An 18,509-nucleotide genomic window follows, 5' to 3' on the forward strand; every position below is an offset into this window, starting at 1 on the left:
CTGATTGAATGAAACCAACTGTCTTTGTGATTGGCTTAGGCTTGATCGGCTCGTCATTATGTGCAAATTTAAAACAAAAAAATCACGTGATCGGTTGGGATACTTCTCCGCAAACTTGCCAAGTCGCTTTAGCATCGGATTTAGTAAATGAGATCGCACCTGAATTAGCCTGCGCACGTCGAGCAGATTTTATTTTGCTGGCCATTCCAGTCAAGGCGACCCTTCATTATTTAGAAAAATTAGCTAGTTTACAATTGAAGGGTTCTGTGATCGTAAGCGATACGGGAAGTACGAAAAATACAATCATGGAGGCCGCCGCTAACTACCCGTTTACTTTTATCGGAGGACACCCCATGGCTGGTTCCCATAAATCTGGCGTGCGCGCTGTCAATCCTGATTTATTTGAAGAAGCGTATTATATTTTGACGCCCCAAGCTTCAGCTGAACTAGCGAGCATTAAAAAACTTCAAGTACTCTTACAAGTCACGCGGGCAAAGTTTGTGACCTTGCCAGCACCTGAACATGACCGGATCGTCGCCGTGTTGAGTCACTTGCCTCACATCGTAGCATCAGGATTAGCAAATCAAGCCCAACAATTAGCAACGCACTATCCAGGAAGTGAAAAACTAGCAGCCGGCGGTTTTCGTGATCTAACGCGGATCGCTTCAGCTGATCCGCAGATGTGGACGGATATTTTAGTAACGAATCAAGCGGAGTTGTTACCGTTGTTAAAAAATTGGCAACACCAAATGGCCCAAGTGATCCAGTGGTTAGAAGAACAAGCTGAACCGCAAATCTTTCAGTATTTTACACGAGCCAAAGCACAACGGGATCATTTACCGCAGCGTACAGCAGGAAGTTTGCCAGCTTTTTATGATCTGCTCGTTGACATTCCAGATCATCCGGGAACGATCGCGACGGTCACTCAGTTGATCAGTCAAGCTGGTATTTCACTGATCAACTTACAGATCCAAGAGACTCGCGAAGACATTTGGGGGATTTTAGAATTGACGTTCACGACGCAAGCCGATCGCTCAAAAGCAAAGCGTGCGATTGAACAACAGACAGACTTTGCGTGTCATTTAAGGGAGGAAGCAATATGAGACTAAACTTTGCCCAGCGTCCTTTGGCTGGGGAATTGACCGTGCCAGCAGATAAATCGATCTCACATCGTAGTATCATGTTTGGCGCGATCAGTCAGGGAACGACTCGCGTGCATAATTTTTTACCGGCCGCTGATTGTTTGAGTACGATCGAAGCCTTTCGAGCATTAGGTGTCACGATTAAACAGCAAGCCGGTGAGGTAGTCATCAACGGTCGCGGGTTGAAGACTTTGCAACCAGCTACAGGTACGATCGATGTGGGTAACTCGGGCACGACGATGCGACTCTTGTTAGGGATTTTAGCGGGGCGCAAATTTGAAACGACTTTATTTGGAGATGCTTCTTTGAATCGACGACCGATGGAACGCGTGATGACACCATTACGTCAAATGGGAGCGAAAGTTTCTGGTCACGGTGAATTTCCACCCATCACGATCACTGGAGCTGATTTGACGGGCATTACGTATGAGATGCCGGTTGCAAGTGCACAAGTCAAATCAGCCATTTTATTTGCAGCTTTGCAAGCACACGGGACCACGACGATCATCGAAAAAGCTCCTTCTCGCAATCATACAGAAGAAATGATCCAACAATTTGGCGGTCAGCTGACCGTCGAGGATAAAATGATTACACTGACTGGCGGGCAACATTTGACTGGCCAAGAAGTGACCGTTCCAGGGGATATCTCATCGGCCGCTTTCTTTTTAGTGGCCGCGACATTGATCAAAAACAGCCACGTCACATTAAAACAAGTCGGAATCAATCCAACGCGAACCGGGATCTTGACTGTCTTAAGTGAAATGGGTGCGGCGATTACGACCCAGCAAACAGATGAAAAAAATCAAGCGGCTGATTTAGTCGTAACGAGCCAACCGTTATGCGCAACTAAGATCAGCGGTGCGATCATTCCGAAATTGATCGATGAATTGCCTATCATCGCATTAGCTGCAACGCAAGCACGTGGGACGACCATCATTTCTGACGCGGAAGAATTGAAAGTTAAGGAGACGAATCGAATCGATACGACCGCGGCAGAATTAACTAAAATGGGTGCTGACATCACAGTGACACCCGATGGCTTGATCATCAACGGACCTACTCCGTTGCATGGAGCCAAAGTAGCTAGTCACGGTGATCATCGGATCGGGATGATGCTTGCGATCGCCGCTCAAATCGCAACTGGCGAGACTGAGCTAGCACAACCAGAAGCCGTCAAGATCTCCTACCCAAATTTCTTTCATGACCTTACGCGCTTAGGAGGGGATTGAATATGGCCATCGTGTTAATTGGTTTTATGGGAGCGGGCAAAAGTACGATCAGCCGCTTACTAGCAAAAAATTTAGCTCAGCCTTTCATTGACTTGGATGACGAACTAGAAAAAACACTTGCCGGCTCGATCCCTGATTTTTTTGCGGAACATGGTGAGGCTGCTTTTCGTAAATTAGAAACAGCGACACTTAAACAGGCCTTGCAAGCAGAACAAATCATTGCAACTGGCGGCGGGATCGTGACGAGTCAAGAGAATCGGCAGTTACTGAAAAAAGAGCATGTGATCTATTTAAAAACGCAACCGGAAAAATTAGTGGCGCGGATTCGGGAGGATCAAAAAACGATCCGTCCGTTAGCTGAAACTAAAACGGATCATGAGCTGTTGGCTTTATTTTTAGCGCGGCAAGCTTGGTATGAAGAAGTCGCTTCGATCATGATCGAGACCGATCAACGGACGCCCGCTGAAATCGCACAAAAAATTCAGGAGGAAGTGAGTCGATGGAAGTAGCGTACTTAGGGCCAGCCGGGTCATTTTCTAGTTTAGCAGTTGATTTTTTAGTCCCCACTGCGTTAAAAGTCCCGCAAAGTTCGTTGCAGACAGTGATGGCCAGTCAAGCAGATTATTTTGTGGTCCCAGTAGAAAATAGTCTTGAAGGTTCAGTGCTGCCATTGTTAGATTTGATCGTCAAAAAGTGTCCGCCGATCCAAGCCGAGCTTATTTTACCCATCAAACAACAGCTGTTGATCCAGCCTCATTTTTTGTCCCACTGGCAGCAAGCAAAAAAAATCTATAGCCACTCCCAAGCTTTAGCTCAAGTCCAGCCGTTTATCGAACGCTACTTGCCAAATAGTCAATCGGTTCCGCTGGATTCTACGACTGCTGGTGCGAATTGGCTGTTAGAACACCCGCAAGAAAATAGTGTAGCCGTTGGATCAATTGAGGCCGCCAAAGAATTTGGGCTTGCAATCGCACAAAAAAATATCCAAAGCAATGAGCAAAATGCTACTCGTTTTTGGTTGCTGGGAGAAACGGCACCTCAAAGAAAGGCTTCCCTTCAGCACAAAGCGAGTTTGATCGTCGACTTAGCTCAAGATCAACCGGGTTCGCTGCATCAGATCTTAGCCTTTTTTGCCCAGCAACGGCTCAATTTGACTAAGATCGAATCACGACCGAAAAAAACTTGTTTAGGCGAATATTATTTTTTGATCGATGTCCAGATCCCGCAAGACCCGCAAGCATTTCCTCGTTGTTTAAAAGCTTTAACCCGTGAAGGGATCAACTACCGTCACTTAGGAACGTATCCGGTGTATCATGTTTCTTCAATCGTCAGTTAAGGTTTTATTATTTTTAAAAAAAGTGACAGACATTTTTCCGACTATCTGCTATTTTAATAAAGACATTGGGCTGTGGGAAGATTTGGAAAGGTTGCGGAGATGTTGTGTCTTTTTTCAACCCGACAGCTTGATAGCAAAGCTTGGAATAAACGAATATGAGGTGTCAGTCATGAGTCGAATGGATCGCCATAAAAAGGAAGAAAGTGACAAAACGATCCCTGTCCGTCGGGAGAAAAATCGGGAAGTGATTCCCCCAGAAAATTATGCAACAGCAGCTAGCAGTCCCGTTCAAAAAAAAGGTAGCTGGTTTAATCGGGAGCCGAAAGATCCTTACCAACCGCCGAAAAAGAAATGGCATATCGGTAGAATCTTACTTGGCTTGCTCGTTTTTATCCTGCTCTATTCAGTCGTAACATTTGCGATCGGTAATTTTATTGCGAAACACGATACATCGATCCCGCAAGTAAAAACCGAAACTTTCAATGGTGTAACTGCTAGTAGCGGAAAGAAAAACATTTTGCTATTGGGTAGTGATACCCGCGATACTGAAACAGGACGTGCTGATTCGATCATGGTCTTGCAAGTCGATGGTGCCGGGAAGCCAAAACTCGTTTCGTTCATGCGGGATATGTATGTGGAGATCCCTGGAGTAGGGGAAAATAAATTGAACGCGGCTTTTGCTTACGGCGGAGCAGAATTAGTTCGCGAGACGTTGAAGCATAATTTTGGTGTCGACTGTCGGTATTACGCGATGGTGGACTTCAAAACGTTTGAAAAGGGAATCGACGCCTTGTTCCCAAGCGGGGTGAAGATCGACGCCGAAAAAGATATGAGTTCTTACATTGACCAACCAATTACAAAAGGCGAGCAGCGAATGAACGGACATACGTTGCTGAATTACGCGCGCTTTCGAATGGATGAAGAAGGAGACTTTGGTCGTGTTCGTCGTCAGCAGCAAGTCATGGGAGCGGTGTTCAGTCAAATTAAAAATCCACTTGTTTTACTCCGCGGTCCATACGCGGCTGGAAAAGTTTTTGGCTATATGTCTACAGATATGTCAGGCGGCTTCTTAGCTTTGAACAGTTTCAATTTTGCTAAAGCTGTGCTAGGTTTCGATCGTTTGACGTTACCGGTTGAAGGCTCGTGGACGTATGGTGATTCTTATAATGCTGGCAGTGTGCTGAATGTTGACTTTGAACAAAATCGACAAGCACTGGCTAACTTTTTAGGAAATTGACCGGGGATTTGACAGAAGAAAGCAAAAAATGGTACCCTCAATAAGTTGAGCAAAAAACTGCGGACAGTTCTTGTCGGCAGTTTTTTTTAAAGTTAGTCTGCTTTTGATGCGCAATCGAGCAGGAGTTTTAATTGAAAGTAGGAAAAGCATGTTAAATTTAAAAAATATCTCGCAACAATTCGGAGATAAAGTCTTATATGAAGAGTCAGTGTTCAGATCAATCGAGGAGAACATGTCGGTTTGATCGGTCGCAATGGCGCTGGGAAAAGTACGCTCATCAAGATCATCACCGGTGAGATCTTACCTGATGAAGGGCAAGTGAACTTCCCTAAAAATCTGAAAATGGGGTATTTGGATCAATATGTCAACGTCGAAGAGACCCAGACGATCCGCGATTTCTTGAAGACCGCCTTTGCTGCTGACTTTGAAAAAGAAGCCCGCATCACAGAACTATACGCAAAGTATAGTGAAACATTAGAAGATCGTTTGTTAGAGCAAGCAGGTGAGCTGCAAAATCAATTGGACCAAGGTGATTTTTATCAAATGGATACTTTGATCGATGATTTAGCAGAAGGCTTAGGGATCTCTGTTTTAGGGATGGAGACTAAGTTAAAAAATCTTAGCGGAGGACAACGCTCTAAATTGATCTTAGCCAAGATGTTGTTAGAAAAACCGGATCTATTGATCTTAGACGAACCGACGAACCATCTAGATGATGAACACATCAAATGGCTGATCCAATTTTTACAAACCTTTACGGGGACGTATTTAGTCGTTTCCCACGATCGCCACTTTTTAGAGCAGATCACGACCCATATTATCGATATTGAATTTGGGAAATTAACGAAATACACGGGGAATTTGACGAAAGCGCTGAAGTTAAAAGAATTACAAAACGAAAGCTATGTGAAACAATATGAAGCCCAACAAGCGCATATCAAAAAAACAGAAGCCTATATTCGTAAATACAAAGCCGGTTCACGTTCGACGATGGCTAAAAGTCGGGAAAAACAATTAGCCAAAGTGGAACGTTTGACTCCGCCGACAGACGCACCGAAACCGCATTTGGATTTTCCGTTTGCACCGATCGTCACGACCTTAGCATTAGAGACCGATCAGTTAGTTATCGGTTATGATCGACCACTCTTAAATCCGATCGAACTGACTGTGCGGTACGGAGAAAAAATTGCGATTCGCGGTTTCAACGGCATCGGTAAAAGTACCTTGATCAAAACATTACTCGGCGAGCTTAAACCGATCAGTGGTACGTTTCATTTTCCGCAACACACGGCGATCAATTATTTTTCACAAGAACTAGATTGGGAGTATCCACTTCAAAATCCGTTGCAATATTTAGCTGATCTTTTTCCTAAAGCGACTAACAAAGAATTGCGCCGGCAATTGTCAAAAGCCGGATTGCCTAGTCAGTTAGCACAAGAAGAATTGAAATTATTGAGCGGGGGCGAGCAGACGAAAGTCAAGCTAGCTGAAATGATGCTGAAAAAAAGTAATTTTTTGATCCTCGATGAACCAACTAACCATATCGATCAAGATACGAAAAATAATTTACAAGCAACGTTAGCCAAATTCTCCGGGACTGTGATCGTAGTCTCTCACGAAAGCGAATTTTATGCAGACTTTGTGGATCGTGTCGTTGCACTAGATGGAAATTAAATGGTAACGGATTTTAAAAGGCGATTATTTCACCCAGAAACAAAAATATTTTTTTATTTCTGACCAAAAGAAAAAGAATCGAGCGGGAATGCGGTAGAGTGTTCCAATCGATTCTTTAGTGTGCTATATTTTATTTATTGCAAATTTCAAAGTGAAACGAGGAAACAGCCATGAAATTAGCGATCGTGACCGATAGCACCGCCTATCTAAGTGAACGCATCAAGCAACATCCAGATTTATTTATTATTCCGATCCCGGTCGTAGTCGATGGCACACCATATGAAGAAGGGGTCAATATTGAAACAGCAGAGTTTTATCGTTTGCTGAATCAAAGTCAAGAATTTCCTACTACGTCACAACCCGCACTAGGTGAAGTCTTGAATTTATATCAAGAATTGCGAGCAAAGGGGTATGACACAGTGATCAGCATTCATTTATCAGAAGGAATCTCTGGTTTTGTTCGGACGCTTCAGACGATCAAAGATGAGATCTCCGGTTTAAATGTGATTCCTTATGACTCGACGATCACGAGTGTGCCGATGGGGTATATGGTCGAAAAAGCGTTGGAATTAAATGATCAAAAACAATCATTAACGGAGATTATCGCCGGGATCGATCATATTCGTGACACGACAGCAGCTTACATCATTGTCGATGATCTAAACAATCTAGTACGTGGGGGTCGCTTGACCAATGGCGCAGCAATCATCGGCGGCTTATTGAAGATCAAACCGATCTTGACCTTCACCGCGGGAAAAATCGTTTTATACGAAAAAATCCGGTCCTTAAAAAAAGCATTGCAACGAACGGAAGAGATCATTGAAGAACAGCGGCAAAATAATCCCGCTCCTTTGCGATTATATGTGATCCACGCCAACAATCCCGAACTGGCACAAAGTGAATACGAGAAGTTACAGCAGAAGTATCCTGATGCTCAGATCGAAATCGGGAGTTTTGGTCCAGTGATCGGCGCGCATCTAGGTGAAAAAGCAATTGCATTAGGCGTTGCTGGTGAATAAAAGTGAGTCATGACGAAAGTCAGGCTCTTTTTTTTGCGTTTTTTTAGGTGCTTCGTTAAGATAAAGATAGTTTTAGTTATTTACTAAATTAGTAAAGCAGTAAGGAGAAGATACGATGAAAATTCCAACGAATCTCAAACACAAACCCGTTTTTTTAGTGGAAGATTACGATAAGATCGATGGTCACAACGCGTGGGAAAGTGACGCGAAAGGTTTGACTTTAGGCCTAGCGCAATGGAATGATCGCGGTAAAGTCGATATTTCAGGGAAAGTGTGGCGTCACACCGGGGAAAAATGGTCACGGCAATCAGAAGAGCTGCCAATCACCCGAATTTTAGATTTAGCGATCTTAGTCGCTCAATCCAGTTTATATTTACAAGACGCTTATCGCTATGAAAAGTTTTATGATCCCAACGATCCCGAGGTGAACATCATTGGCCTGCAAGGTGGTCGGATGACTGTCAAAGTCGATACGGACAATCCGAAGATCGATGAAGACATCATCTTATTTAACGACACGATGAATAAAGATGGCGAATTGATCGGCGAACGTTACCGGACATTGAAACGTTTGTTGACCGAGCTTGGCTATTAAAGACGCCACTTGCTTTCACTATAGATCGTGCTAGTGGAAGTTTATGTCAGCTTGAGTAATAAAATAATTTTTACCAAAACGTATTACCTTAATTCGAAGAAGGAGAAATCTATGACGACTGAAAATTTTAAGGTGACGAGCGGGCGGATCTTTTCCAAAGTCGAAAAACAAATGATCTGGCGCAAACCTGCAAGTCACCAAACAAGTCAAACCGAACTTCAAGTGGCTTCAGAGATCAAAGCCAACTGGGACGATTCGGAAATGAAGATCAGTAATATTTTACTAGAAGGCGATGCCGGATCAGGAAAGACGCAATTAGCTAAAGCCTTGTCCGCTGATCTGCAACTGCCTTACACTAAAGTCACTTGTTTTGCCGATATGGATAAAAGCGATGTCTTTGGCGCTTTATTGCCGGTGATCAATGACGATGAAGAAGATGAAGAACTGTTGGCGGCGATCTATCAAACGGATAGTCTGGATCAAGTGTTGGATTTGATTTCGCGCCATTATAGTATCGGTCATGACCAAGCTCGTGAAAAATTAGCGCAACTCATTGAACGAATCGAGCAAAAAAATGAGCCAGTGCACTATAAGTTTTATCCATCAGAAATCGTCCGTGCATTAGAAAAAGGCTATCTATTAGAAATCCAAGAACCAACCGTCATTCGAGATGCATCGGTACTAGTGGCGTTAAACTCAGCGTTAGAAAACAGCGGGACTTTGAATTTACCGACTGGGATCATTCGTCGACATCCAGATTGTGTCGTTGTGATCACTACGAATCGTAACTACCAAGGCAATCGACCGCTGAATGAATCGTTACGAGACCGTGTACAGCACGCTGAAAAAATGGACTTGCCAACACTTGAAGTGATGACAGAGCGTGCAGCAGCCAAGACTGGTTTCACGGATCCCGAGTATTTGCTGGTAATGGCTAAGATCATCCGGCTATTAGATGAGACCGCTAAAGCGAATGCGATCAAAGGGGTTGCCGGGATGCGCTCGTATTTTTATTGGGTCAATACACTTAAACAAGCGCAAGACCCGCTTGTCAGTTTAGCGCCCAAAGTTTTATATAAATTAACGACTGACGAGACTGAATTAGAAATCTTGCAACGAGCGTTAGACGAAAGCGGCTTATTGGACACACTTAGCCAATTAAAAGGTACCCAACAATTAAAAGCTTTTAAAGCCGGCCGAACGTTGAGTCAAGCAGAAGCCGACGCGCGGAATATCACCGAAGTTGCAGAACAAGGAACACTAGAACCCGCACCAGCTAAAGTAAAAGAAGAGCTATCAGCTGAAGATAAAATAGAAGAAGCAGCAAAAAATTCTGCCGAATCTGAAAACGCAGCTGTAGATGAAGCGCTAGAAATGGAAGCGGACCAACGTTCTCAAAGCGATGGTGCAAGTCAAAACGCAACGCTCGATGACCGCGAAAAGATTGGCTCGAATTTATCACTAGAAGAAATCAATACGTTGGAACAAACAAAGCGCAAAGAACTGAATCAAGAAGTCCGAAAAATTTTAAAAGGAACAGCGCATCAAAAAGAAGGGACACTGATTCATCGTCCGAAAGTCACGCAAAAAGGAATCAAGGAAGCGGCACAGTTGGTCCAACAAGTTACGCCTGAAGTCGAACAATTACTGAGACAAATGGCGGCTTTATTTGAACAAGAAGAGCATAGTGCCTATGCAAAAGGAAAATATTACGGAACTCGCTTTGATGCTAGCCGGGTCGCTTATGGGGATTTGCGAACATTCGATCAGAAAAATCCACCTGATGAACAACCTTCACTCGCACTCGCGGTCCGGGTAGATGAATCAGGCTCGATGATCCGCGATGAACGCATCGAAAATGCTAAAAAAGCGGCGCTAGCTTTAAGTTTATTCGCGGAAAAACTCAACATTCCATTTATGCTATATGGGGATTCCGCCGATGTCAGTCAGCGGGAAAAGACCTCGCTGTATTCCTATAAAGAGTTTACTGATAGCTATGACTTTTTACCAGCGAAGATCACGACGATGAAGCCGCGGCAAAATAATCGCGATGGCGCGGTCTTACGAGTGATGGCGGCGAAGCTGAATCAACAAGTAGCGACCACTAAAATTTTGTTGAACCTCAGTGATGGACAGCCCAAAGCGTTGCCTGATTACACGGGACCAAAAGCACAAGCCGATATTCAACAAGTCTTACAAGAGTACGAACGTCAAGGTGTTATATTTATCGCATGCGCAATTGGCGAAGACAAACAACAAATCAAGACTCTTTATGGAGAAGATCACTTTGTTGATATTAGTGAGATCAATACTTTAACGAGCCAACTGTTGCACTTGATCCAACGATTTATTTAACGTCTTGTTGCGGTTGGTCGTTTGACCTAACTTAATAAAAAATTCAAACTCCGGCAGATTATTTGATTTTATTGCCGAATTTCGTTAGGGTGATGGTAGACCTAATGAAAGGAAGGAAACAGATGAGCAAAAAAATCGCAGTACTCGTAACAGATTTAGTTGAAGACGTCGAATTAACTTCCCCAAAAGAGGCCTTTGAAAAAGCTGGCGCTGAGGTCGTTTTAATCGAAGAGGAAGCGGGTAAAAAAATTACCGGTAAAAAAGGTGAAACGTTTACGATCGATCAATCGATTGATGCCGTGAAGCCAGAAGAGTTCGATGCTTTGTTGATCCCAGGAGGCTTTTCACCCGATCAACTACGCGGTGACCAACGCTTTGTCGATTTTGTTGATTATTTCTTTGATCACGATAAACCGATCTTTGCGATTTGTCATGGTCCACAGATCTTTATTCAGACCGGTAAAACAAACGGTCGGACTTTGACCGCCTACAAGACTGTTCGACCCGATCTTCAGTATGCTGGTGGAAACGTCAAAGATGAAGCAGTCGTCGTAGACGGTAATTTAGTCACGAGTCGGACTCCAGATGATCTACCTGCTTTTAATGAAGCAAGTTTGAACATTTTACAACCGAGTTAACCAGTAAAAAATCAACTCACTCGTTCAGTGAGAACTTAAATTTAAAAAGCGCGCACAGCGCAAGTGTTGGTGGATACTTTGCTGTGTGCGCTTTTTTTGATTAACATTTAACCTTATGATATGAAAGGATTGGATTTAATAAGTTGCGCGCGGACCACCAATATATTTTGGCCGACTGCGAAGTGCCGTGACATGTGCGCCGCCTAATTCTTTGATCGAAGGCCGAACCGGAACTTGAACATGTTTGACATGCATTCCAATTGAAGTATCCCCAATATCGATCCCAGCTTGTGCCGTGATGTGCTCGACTTCTACTGGATCACTGAATTGTTCGAAAGCCGCGATCGAGCAAGAACCACCTGCGTGTAATGCCGGCTTGACACTGACGATCTCAAATCCTTTCGATTCAGCAACTGCTCGTTCAACCGCTAAAGCACGATTGATGTGTTCACAGCCTTGAACGGCCAATGAAATGCCTTGAGGATCTAAAATTTCGCATAACGTTTCGACGACCCAGCGACCAACTTCTTGGCTAGAATTTTTTCCGATCGTCCCGCCAACGATCTCAGAAGTCGTACAGCCTAAGACAAACACATCGCCTTTTTTCAAGTTTGCAACTGCCAACACATCGTCTACGATCGTTGTTAAATCTTTTCTTAATTGTTTTTCTTCGATCTCAATCATTTTTATTCTTCTTTCTATTTGTATTGTAGTCTGTGAACGATTTTATGCAATGAATGATACAAGGGAACTGTAACGCCGATCCCAAAAATATTTTGAATGATATTACCCGGAATCGACGCTATGCCAGCTGGCCAGCCAAATAAAAAGGTTGTCGCAAATGCGTATCCTGCAATCATAAAGAGACTAGCTACTGGAAAACCTAAAAGCATGCCGCGTTTAGGGCCAAATTTTTGAAAGCACCAGCCTAAGATCAAACCTTGAACACCATGGATTACAATCGAAAACAATGCCCACTCTGGATAGCCAGAGATCAAATCGATCAAACCACCACTTAATGCCCCTACAAACAGACCGCCTGCCGGACCAAAAAGTAGCGCTGATGAATAAATTCCAACTTCACATAAAGTGACGAAACCTTTTGTTGCAGGGACTGGAATAATAAACATCAATGACAAGGTAACGGTCAACGCCACCATCATTCCAAGTTTTGGTACATCTCGTTTTGCTAACATCAAATCCCACCTTTATCATTTTTCGGGCCATGCCAAACATTGCCTTCACCATTTTTTAAAGACACGCCATTTTTGATTCCTTGGTAAACGAAAGCTTTACTTTTTTCGATCGCTGGAAAAAGTTCTGCTCCCAAGACAAGATTAGCAGTGATTGCAGAAGCGAGGGTGCAGCCAGCACCATTGATCGTACGTTTGGCTAATTTAGGTTTCGCTAAGACCTCGAAGTGTTGCCCATCGTAAAATAAATCAAACGCCGTAGCACCAGCCAACCGATCACCGCCTTTGATCACAACTGCTTTTGGTCCGAGCTGATAGATTTTTTTAGCTGCGGCTTTCATCTCAGCAAGGTCAGTGATCGTTTGGCCACTCAGCAATTCAGCTTCTACTAGGTTAGGGGTTACAAGCGTAGCTAACGGAAATAATTCATGGATCAAAGCCAATTTGTATTCATTGTTGGACGTTTCGTCTGTTTCTTTAAAAGCTAAAACAGGATCTAAGACGATCGGCCCCTTAAACGACTGTAAGAATCGTTTAACCAACGGAATTGCCGCTGGATCGTGGATCAAGCCTAACTTGATTCCAGCCAACTCATAATTTTCTTGAATCGTATTTAATTGCTCACTCAATACTTCTAATGGCACATCGTGAATAAAAAAATTTCCATCACGGACTACAGCTAAACACGTGATCGCGGTCAGACCAAAAATTCCATATTCATCAAAGGCTTTAAGATCTGATTGTAATCCACCACCAGCTAAAGTATCGGAGCCAGCAATCGTTAAAATCGTTTTTGTCATAGCTATCGCTCCTCACATCCTACATTATAAAGCGGTTTTATTTTTTTGAAACAGCCAATTGGTAGATTTTAAAACCAGCCAATTCAAAAGCAAATCAGTTGTTGCTTTATTCAAGGTAGGGTAGCATGGAGGGGAAGGAGCGATGTGTTATGAAAATTTTTGTGGCCGGAGCTACCGGTCGGGTCGGTCAAGAACTGATCAAAGAATTAGTGGCAAAGGATCATTTTATTTATGCTGCCGCACGTCATGAAGAAAATGTTGTTGCTAGTCAGCAAGTTCAGCCAGTTCACCTCGATTTGCACAAGGAAGTTACTGCGATCAGTGAAGATCTAGCAGAAGCTGAGGCAATTTATTTTGTGGCTGGCTCACGTGGCAAAGATCTATTGCAAACTGATTTATATGGTGCCGTCAAATTGATGCAAGCTGCTGAACAAAGGGGGATCAAACGCTATATCCAATTGAGTTCGCTCTTTGCTACTCAACCAGCAAAATGGCCTGATAGCTTACGAGATTATTACATTGCAAAATTTTTTGCGGATCGTTGGCTTCAAGACAATACTCAGCTCGATTATACGATCTTACAACCTGGAACGTTGCTAGAAGCACCTGGTAGTGGCAAGATCACGACTCAAGTAGAAGAACGTAGCGAAAACTCAATCGAAAATGTCGCCGCTGTTTTAGCTGCTATTTTAGAAGCGCGCAACACAACGAAAAAAATTATCGTGATGGGAGACGGCCAAACGCCGATCACTGAAGCGATTCAAAAAATTTAAACTCTGAACCCGTCTAGTAAACACTGGACGGTTTTTTACAAATTGCTCAAAAATATTTCTGCGAACGTTTTCTAAAAAGAAAAATTATTTACTTGCCGAGTATTTCAAGTTGACACTAAATAAATTAAATTGATTCAGTAAAGTTCAGCAAAATAGATTTAGTCGAACTTTGATCAGAATTTGACTGGAAAAATAATTAAAAAGCTAGCGAACGCCAAAAAATTCCTGAGATAAATAAAAAGTTCTCGTGAAGGTAAAAGCCTAGACTCAAGAAGTTGCTGAGTTTAGACATCAATTGAACTACGACTAAATGCTTTTATTAATGAATTGTTACTGGAATGAATAAATTAACTGGCTCAAGCGCTTTTTGTATTTTGAAAAGGTGTTTAAAATACAAAAAGCGCTAATTTAAATCAGTTAGAGTTAAATTAGCGTAATCGAGAAGAGGATTAAATTTTTGTGGAGAGTCACTCAAACGAGCGATTAAATTCAAGTACATAACTTTATTTAATCTATATTATGTAAACTTACATAAAATTTGTTTTCATTTAATAATCTAGCCTCGATCTCTTAGTGCGACGCGACATCCTTTTGTAGAGCGACAAAACCTTCAAAAATTGCAATAACTCAAATTCTTTACGTTTTATGGTCAATGAAACATCAGCTAAAGTTTGTTGCTTTCTAAAATGCTTATTTATATTCTCCAATAGTTTTCTCTCCTAAATAATTTATTTCTTTGAAGTCTGATCAACTTATAGCCTTATGATAAGTCGTAAATATAAGTCGTTTCTTGATCGTTTATTAATTCAGACAGTTTTGAACTCTATCACACGTAAACCAAAACCGACTGAAAAATTTTCAGTCGGTTTTGGTTTACAACAGCTGCATTTGACTCTAATTAAATAAATACGGTCTCGTAATCGAATCATCACTTTTAAGTAGTGCTTGCGGCGTACCAGTAAATAAAATTTTCCCGCCTTTAGTACCGCCTTCAGCTCCGAGCTCGATCAACCAATCGGCTTGTTTGATAACGGACGTGTGATGCTCCAATAAAATCAAGCTACTGCCATGATCGACCATTCGGTTAAATAATTTTAACAGCTGTTGAATATCTTCTAAATGTAACCCATCAGTCGGCTCGTCTAACAAATAGATCGAACCGGTCTTATGCAGTTGACTGGCTAATTTTAAACGCTGCAACTCACCGCCAGATAATGTCGTCAAGGCTTGGTTCAAATGTAAATACCCCAAGCCGACATCGACTAACGCTTGTAGTTGTTTGGCAAATGCCTCTTCAGCAAAAAATCGATTGCACTCTGTCACTGTCAGATTGAGCACGTCCACGATCGTTTTACCATGATAATGATACTGCAAGACTTCTTTTGCGTAACGCTGTCCATGGCACACCTCGCATTGCGTAACGATATCTTCCATAAACGACATATCCGAAACGATCACACCTTTTCCGTGACAATGCGGGCAGGCGCCTTTTGAATTATAACTGAAATACGCTGCACTGACGTGGTTTTCTTTCGCAAACAAGTTGCGGATCTTACCGAAAATATCCAAATAGGTCAACGGTGTGGAACGAAGGTTGATTCCGATACTTTTTTGTGAGATATGGATCAGTGCTCGCCCTTCTGCAATGGCTTGCTGTCTGATCGCTTCGCCTAAAGAACTTTTACCAGAACCCGCTACGCCACATAAGACGGTCATTACACCCAACGGCACTTCGACTGAAATATTTTTTAAATTATTGATTTGAACATCCACTAGTTTTAGTTGTTCCGTTGCGTGGCGGACGTTTTTCTTCACGGGGATCTTTTGGTGGAGCAGCTGGCTTGTGATCGTGTGGCTCGTTAAAAATTCAGTATAAGGACCAGCAAATTGAACGGCTCCGCCTGCATCCCCGGAACCAGGGCCGATGTCAATGATGTAGTCTGCGGCTTCAATTAACTGAGGATGGTGCTCGACTAAAACGACCGTATTCCCTTGGGCTTTTAAAGCAAATAAAGCCGCTTTGAAGCGATCGATATCTTTAGGGTGTAATCCAGCACTCGGTTCATCCAAAACGTACAATAGATCAGTCAGCGCGCTATTGATATATTTTGCGATCTTGATGCGTTGTGCTTCACCGCCTGACAGAGTTCCCGTACCACGTGCTAATGTCAAATAGCTCAACCCAATCGTGATCAACGCTTGCAATCGTTTGTTAAGTTCGCGTTTGATGTCGACTGCCAACTCGTCGTGGATCGTTTGACAGAAAGTTAACAATTCGTCCAGCGGTAGTGTTACTAAGTCTGCGATACTTTTCCCGTGAATCTTGCAACTACGCACTTTTTCATTGACTCGCGTACCATGACAATCAGGACAGACTTTGCGTGTGACAAAACGATCCAATTGTTTTTGATGCCGTTTCCCTTCGTCTTTATGAATAATGCTGCGTTCCATGCGCGGGATCACACCTTCATATAATGCCGTATGAGGCCAATCACGAGGGGGATTTTTTAATTTGATGCGTGGTGATGACAAAAATAAAGCCAATTCTTCTTTTGAATAGTCTTTGATTTTTTTGTCAAGATCAAACAAACCGCTGTTCGCGTAACGTTTCCAGCGCCAAAAACCGGTATGGAAAGTCGGAAAATCAATTGGATCTTCGTTTAAAGATTTATTGAAGTCGATCAATTTGTGCACGTCGATCGTCGTGATCGCCCCTAACCCATCACAGGTCGGGCATTTCCCGGCAGGATGATTAAAAGAAAAGGTATCGGAATACCCGATGAAGGGCTTGCCGACTCGTGAAAATAACAGACGCAAAAAAGTGTAGACATCCGTGTAAGTCCCTACCGTTGAACGAGCATTTTCGGATAATTTTTTTTGATCAATGACGATCGCAACAGGTAGATCCGTGATCTGTTCGACTTCGGGTCGGCCGTACTTTGGTAAATAATGTTGCAAGAAGCTCGGAAACGTTTCATTTAACTCCCGGCGAGATTCTGCCGCTAATGTATCAAAGACCAGCGAACTTTTTCCGGAGCCTGATAGTCCGGTGACGATCGTCATTTGTTTTTTCGGGATCTTAACGGTCACGTCTTTTAAATTATTTTGGGTCGCGTGTTTCACTGTGATCCATTCAGTCATAATGTCTCCCCCTTTTATTCTAGCTTCCAATATGCTAGCTGTCGTTGGCATTTTTGATCCTGTTTTAAGCATAGAAGAAAGCAAAAAGGAATGCAAATCAGCCGCTGAGTATCTTTCATTACATTTTCCCGTTCTTGTTGTATGATGGTAAAGGAATTTTTGACAAAGGACGTGTGGAATTGGAAAACCAAAAACCTATTTTAACTAAACATTTGACTTTTTTATTAGCCTTGACGTGTGGGATCGTCGTTGCAAATATGTATTATATCCAGCCAATCGGCACCCAGATCGCGCAAACATTTCATATCACGACTAGTTCGGTGGGGATCGTGACGATGCTGACACAATTAGGGTATGCGCTAGGCTTATTGCTCTTAGTCCCATTAGGTGATGTGATGGATCGGCGTAAATTGATCGTACGGATGTCCGCACTTTCTTCAGTTTCGTTACTAGTCGCTTTTTTTGCCCCGAACTTCATTTTATTCGCGCTAGCTTGTTTATTGATTGGCCTCTTATCGATCGTTCCTCAAGTGATCATCCCATATGGCGCCGCACTAGCTGGACCTGCCCATCGTGGAAAGATCATGGGAACGCTCCTCAGCGGGCTATTAGTCGGGATCTTGCTTTCTCGAACTGTTTCAGGGATCGTCGCGAGTTATTTACCGTGGAAAGTGATTTATTTGATCGCGCTCGTTGTGATCGCTGGTTTAACCGTGCTCTTACAACTGAAACTGCCTAAAAATAGTTTACAAGTCAATCGCCCCGGTTTTTCCTACCGAGAGACTTTACGAAGTATCCCTCACTTAGTTGCGCGACAACGTGAACTGCGAGAAGCCGCAGTCAATGGCTTTTTCATGTTTGGGACCTTCTCGATTTTTTGGTCGACTTTGATTTTTTATGTCAGTAGCCCAGTGTACGGCTGGGGGACAAAAGAAGCTGGCTTGTTAGCGATCTTTGGTTTGGCTGGTGCAGTGGCAGCACCGATCGTCGGTCGTTTAGCTGATGATTATTCTGAACGGCATATCGTGTTGATGGGGCTGAGCATGCAGACGGCTAGTTTTATTCTTTTATTTTTCTTTGGCAGCCATTTAGCCGCGTTGATCTTAGCGATCGTCTTGTTAGATATCGGGAATCAATTCGGACAAGTCGCTAACCAAACACGAGTCCAAGCTTTGAGTGATACAGCAAGCAATCGGAATAATACGGTCTTCATGTTCACGTATTTTATTGGCGGATCATTTGGTTCGTTGATCGGCACGACGATGTGGGAACATCACGGCTGGTTCGGCGTGACGATCGTCGGTCTATTGTTCCAGCTACTCGCATATGTCTGTCATTTCTTAGTTTTTCACCCCGAGCATGACTTGAATTAAGCCA

Annotated in this window: 15 protein-coding genes and 1 pseudogene; 12 read left to right on the plus strand and 4 right to left on the minus strand. The window is 43.0% G+C overall.

Annotated features, from left to right (window positions below; all coding sequences use genetic code 11):
- The first annotated feature begins 8 nt into the window (after positions 1–8).
- The 10 genes and pseudogenes from GVJ38_RS03000 to GVJ38_RS03045 all read left to right on the plus strand — a co-directional run bounded on the left by GVJ38_RS03000 (position 9) and on the right by GVJ38_RS03045 (position 11,225).
- Complete coding sequence (locus GVJ38_RS03000) at positions 9–1,103, plus strand: prephenate dehydrogenase (protein WP_159721692.1); 1,095 nt, start codon at positions 9–11, stop codon at positions 1,101–1,103.
- On the plus strand, positions 1,100–2,371 hold the full coding sequence (gene aroA / locus GVJ38_RS03005; protein ID WP_159721693.1) for a 3-phosphoshikimate 1-carboxyvinyltransferase: 1,272 nt from the start codon (positions 1,100–1,102) through the stop codon (positions 2,369–2,371). The genes GVJ38_RS03000 and aroA overlap by 4 nt, the downstream gene beginning before the upstream one ends.
- A gap of 2 nt (positions 2,372–2,373) precedes the next feature.
- Positions 2,374–2,880 (plus strand): shikimate kinase, encoded by a 507-nt coding sequence (locus tag GVJ38_RS03010; RefSeq protein WP_159721694.1) that lies wholly within the window; start codon positions 2,374–2,376, stop codon positions 2,878–2,880.
- Positions 2,871–3,707, plus strand: coding sequence for a prephenate dehydratase (pheA, locus tag GVJ38_RS03015; protein ID WP_159721695.1), 837 nt, complete (start codon positions 2,871–2,873; stop codon positions 3,705–3,707). Before GVJ38_RS03010 ends, pheA begins: the two co-directional genes overlap by 10 nt.
- Positions 3,708–3,876: 169 nt before the next feature.
- Positions 3,877–4,944, plus strand: a complete 1,068-nt coding sequence (locus GVJ38_RS03020; protein ID WP_159721696.1) for an LCP family protein — start codon at positions 3,877–3,879, stop codon at positions 4,942–4,944.
- A gap of 148 nt (positions 4,945–5,092) precedes the next feature.
- A pseudogene (locus GVJ38_RS03025) lies at positions 5,093–6,618 on the plus strand (ABC-F family ATP-binding cassette domain-containing protein).
- 170 nt (positions 6,619–6,788) lie between these two features.
- Positions 6,789–7,637, plus strand: a complete 849-nt coding sequence (locus tag GVJ38_RS03030) for a DegV family protein (protein WP_159721697.1) — start codon at positions 6,789–6,791, stop codon at positions 7,635–7,637.
- Between the two features lie 115 nt (positions 7,638–7,752).
- A complete protein-coding gene (locus tag GVJ38_RS03035; protein ID WP_159721698.1) occupies positions 7,753–8,232 on the plus strand; it encodes a DUF6530 family protein in 480 nt (159 codons plus the stop codon).
- A gap of 111 nt (positions 8,233–8,343) precedes the next feature.
- A complete protein-coding gene (locus GVJ38_RS03040; protein ID WP_159721699.1) occupies positions 8,344–10,587 on the plus strand; it encodes an AAA family ATPase in 2,244 nt (747 codons plus the stop codon).
- A gap of 122 nt (positions 10,588–10,709) precedes the next feature.
- Positions 10,710–11,225, plus strand: coding sequence for a type 1 glutamine amidotransferase domain-containing protein (locus tag GVJ38_RS03045; RefSeq protein WP_159721700.1), 516 nt, complete (start codon positions 10,710–10,712; stop codon positions 11,223–11,225).
- Between the two features lie 135 nt (positions 11,226–11,360).
- Here GVJ38_RS03045 and GVJ38_RS03050 read toward each other — a convergent pair whose 3' ends face one another.
- From GVJ38_RS03050 to GVJ38_RS03060, 3 genes are read right to left on the minus strand one after another with little or no spacing between them, the layout of a single operon-like run.
- Complete coding sequence (locus tag GVJ38_RS03050) at positions 11,361–11,909, minus strand: TIGR01440 family protein (protein ID WP_442895998.1); 549 nt, start codon at positions 11,907–11,909, stop codon at positions 11,361–11,363.
- Between the two features lie 14 nt (positions 11,910–11,923).
- On the minus strand, positions 11,924–12,421 hold the full coding sequence (locus GVJ38_RS03055; protein WP_159721701.1) for an ECF transporter S component: 498 nt from the start codon (positions 12,419–12,421) through the stop codon (positions 11,924–11,926).
- The gene (locus tag GVJ38_RS03060) at positions 12,421–13,218 is read right to left on the minus strand and encodes a bifunctional hydroxymethylpyrimidine kinase/phosphomethylpyrimidine kinase (RefSeq protein ID WP_159721702.1); all 798 of its coding nucleotides are present in this window, start codon (positions 13,216–13,218) and stop codon (positions 12,421–12,423) included. Before GVJ38_RS03060 ends, GVJ38_RS03055 begins: the two co-directional genes overlap by 1 nt.
- A 149-nt stretch (positions 13,219–13,367) precedes the next feature.
- On the opposite strand from GVJ38_RS03060, the gene GVJ38_RS03065 reads away from it, so the two are divergent.
- Positions 13,368–13,991, plus strand: a complete 624-nt coding sequence (locus tag GVJ38_RS03065) for an NAD(P)H-binding protein (RefSeq protein ID WP_159721703.1) — start codon at positions 13,368–13,370, stop codon at positions 13,989–13,991.
- 894 nt (positions 13,992–14,885) lie between these two features.
- Here GVJ38_RS03065 and GVJ38_RS03070 read toward each other — a convergent pair.
- Entirely contained in the window at positions 14,886–17,132 is a 2,247-nt protein-coding gene (locus tag GVJ38_RS03070; RefSeq protein WP_159721704.1) for an ATP-binding cassette domain-containing protein, read from the minus strand.
- Positions 17,133–17,311: 179 nt separating this feature from the next.
- On the opposite strand from GVJ38_RS03070, the gene GVJ38_RS03075 reads away from it, so the two are divergent.
- Positions 17,312–18,505 carry an MFS transporter gene (locus GVJ38_RS03075; protein ID WP_235032793.1) on the plus strand — a complete coding sequence of 398 codons (1,194 nt, stop codon included), beginning with the start codon at positions 17,312–17,314 and terminating at the stop codon, positions 18,503–18,505.
- Positions 18,506–18,509: the final 4 nt, after the last annotated feature.

It is taken from the genome of Enterococcus sp. CSURQ0835, from assembly GCF_902706605.1.
In the GTDB taxonomy this organism is placed as follows: Bacteria; Bacillota; Bacilli; order Lactobacillales; family Enterococcaceae; genus Enterococcus_A.

Coding starts and splice junctions, on each gene's coding strand:
- GVJ38_RS03000 (WP_159721692.1), top strand. CDS start 9: ATGAAACCAACTGTCTTTGTGATTGGCTTAGGCTTGATCGGCTCGTCA.
- aroA (WP_159721693.1), top strand. CDS start 1,100: ATGAGACTAAACTTTGCCCAGCGTCCTTTGGCTGGGGAATTGACCGTG.
- GVJ38_RS03010 (WP_159721694.1), top strand. CDS start 2,374: ATGGCCATCGTGTTAATTGGTTTTATGGGAGCGGGCAAAAGTACGATC.
- pheA (WP_159721695.1), top strand. CDS start 2,871: ATGGAAGTAGCGTACTTAGGGCCAGCCGGGTCATTTTCTAGTTTAGCA.
- GVJ38_RS03020 (WP_159721696.1), top strand. CDS start 3,877: ATGAGTCGAATGGATCGCCATAAAAAGGAAGAAAGTGACAAAACGATC.
- GVJ38_RS03030 (WP_159721697.1), top strand. CDS start 6,789: ATGAAATTAGCGATCGTGACCGATAGCACCGCCTATCTAAGTGAACGC.
- GVJ38_RS03035 (WP_159721698.1), top strand. CDS start 7,753: ATGAAAATTCCAACGAATCTCAAACACAAACCCGTTTTTTTAGTGGAA.
- GVJ38_RS03040 (WP_159721699.1), top strand. CDS start 8,344: ATGACGACTGAAAATTTTAAGGTGACGAGCGGGCGGATCTTTTCCAAA.
- GVJ38_RS03045 (WP_159721700.1), top strand. CDS start 10,710: ATGAGCAAAAAAATCGCAGTACTCGTAACAGATTTAGTTGAAGACGTC.
- GVJ38_RS03050 (WP_442895998.1), bottom strand. CDS start 11,909: ATGATTGAGATCGAAGAAAAACAATTAAGAAAAGATTTAACAACGATC.
- GVJ38_RS03055 (WP_159721701.1), bottom strand. CDS start 12,421: ATGTTAGCAAAACGAGATGTACCAAAACTTGGAATGATGGTGGCGTTG.
- GVJ38_RS03060 (WP_159721702.1), bottom strand. CDS start 13,218: ATGACAAAAACGATTTTAACGATTGCTGGCTCCGATACTTTAGCTGGT.
- GVJ38_RS03065 (WP_159721703.1), top strand. CDS start 13,368: ATGAAAATTTTTGTGGCCGGAGCTACCGGTCGGGTCGGTCAAGAACTG.
- GVJ38_RS03070 (WP_159721704.1), bottom strand. CDS start 17,132: ATGACTGAATGGATCACAGTGAAACACGCGACCCAAAATAATTTAAAA.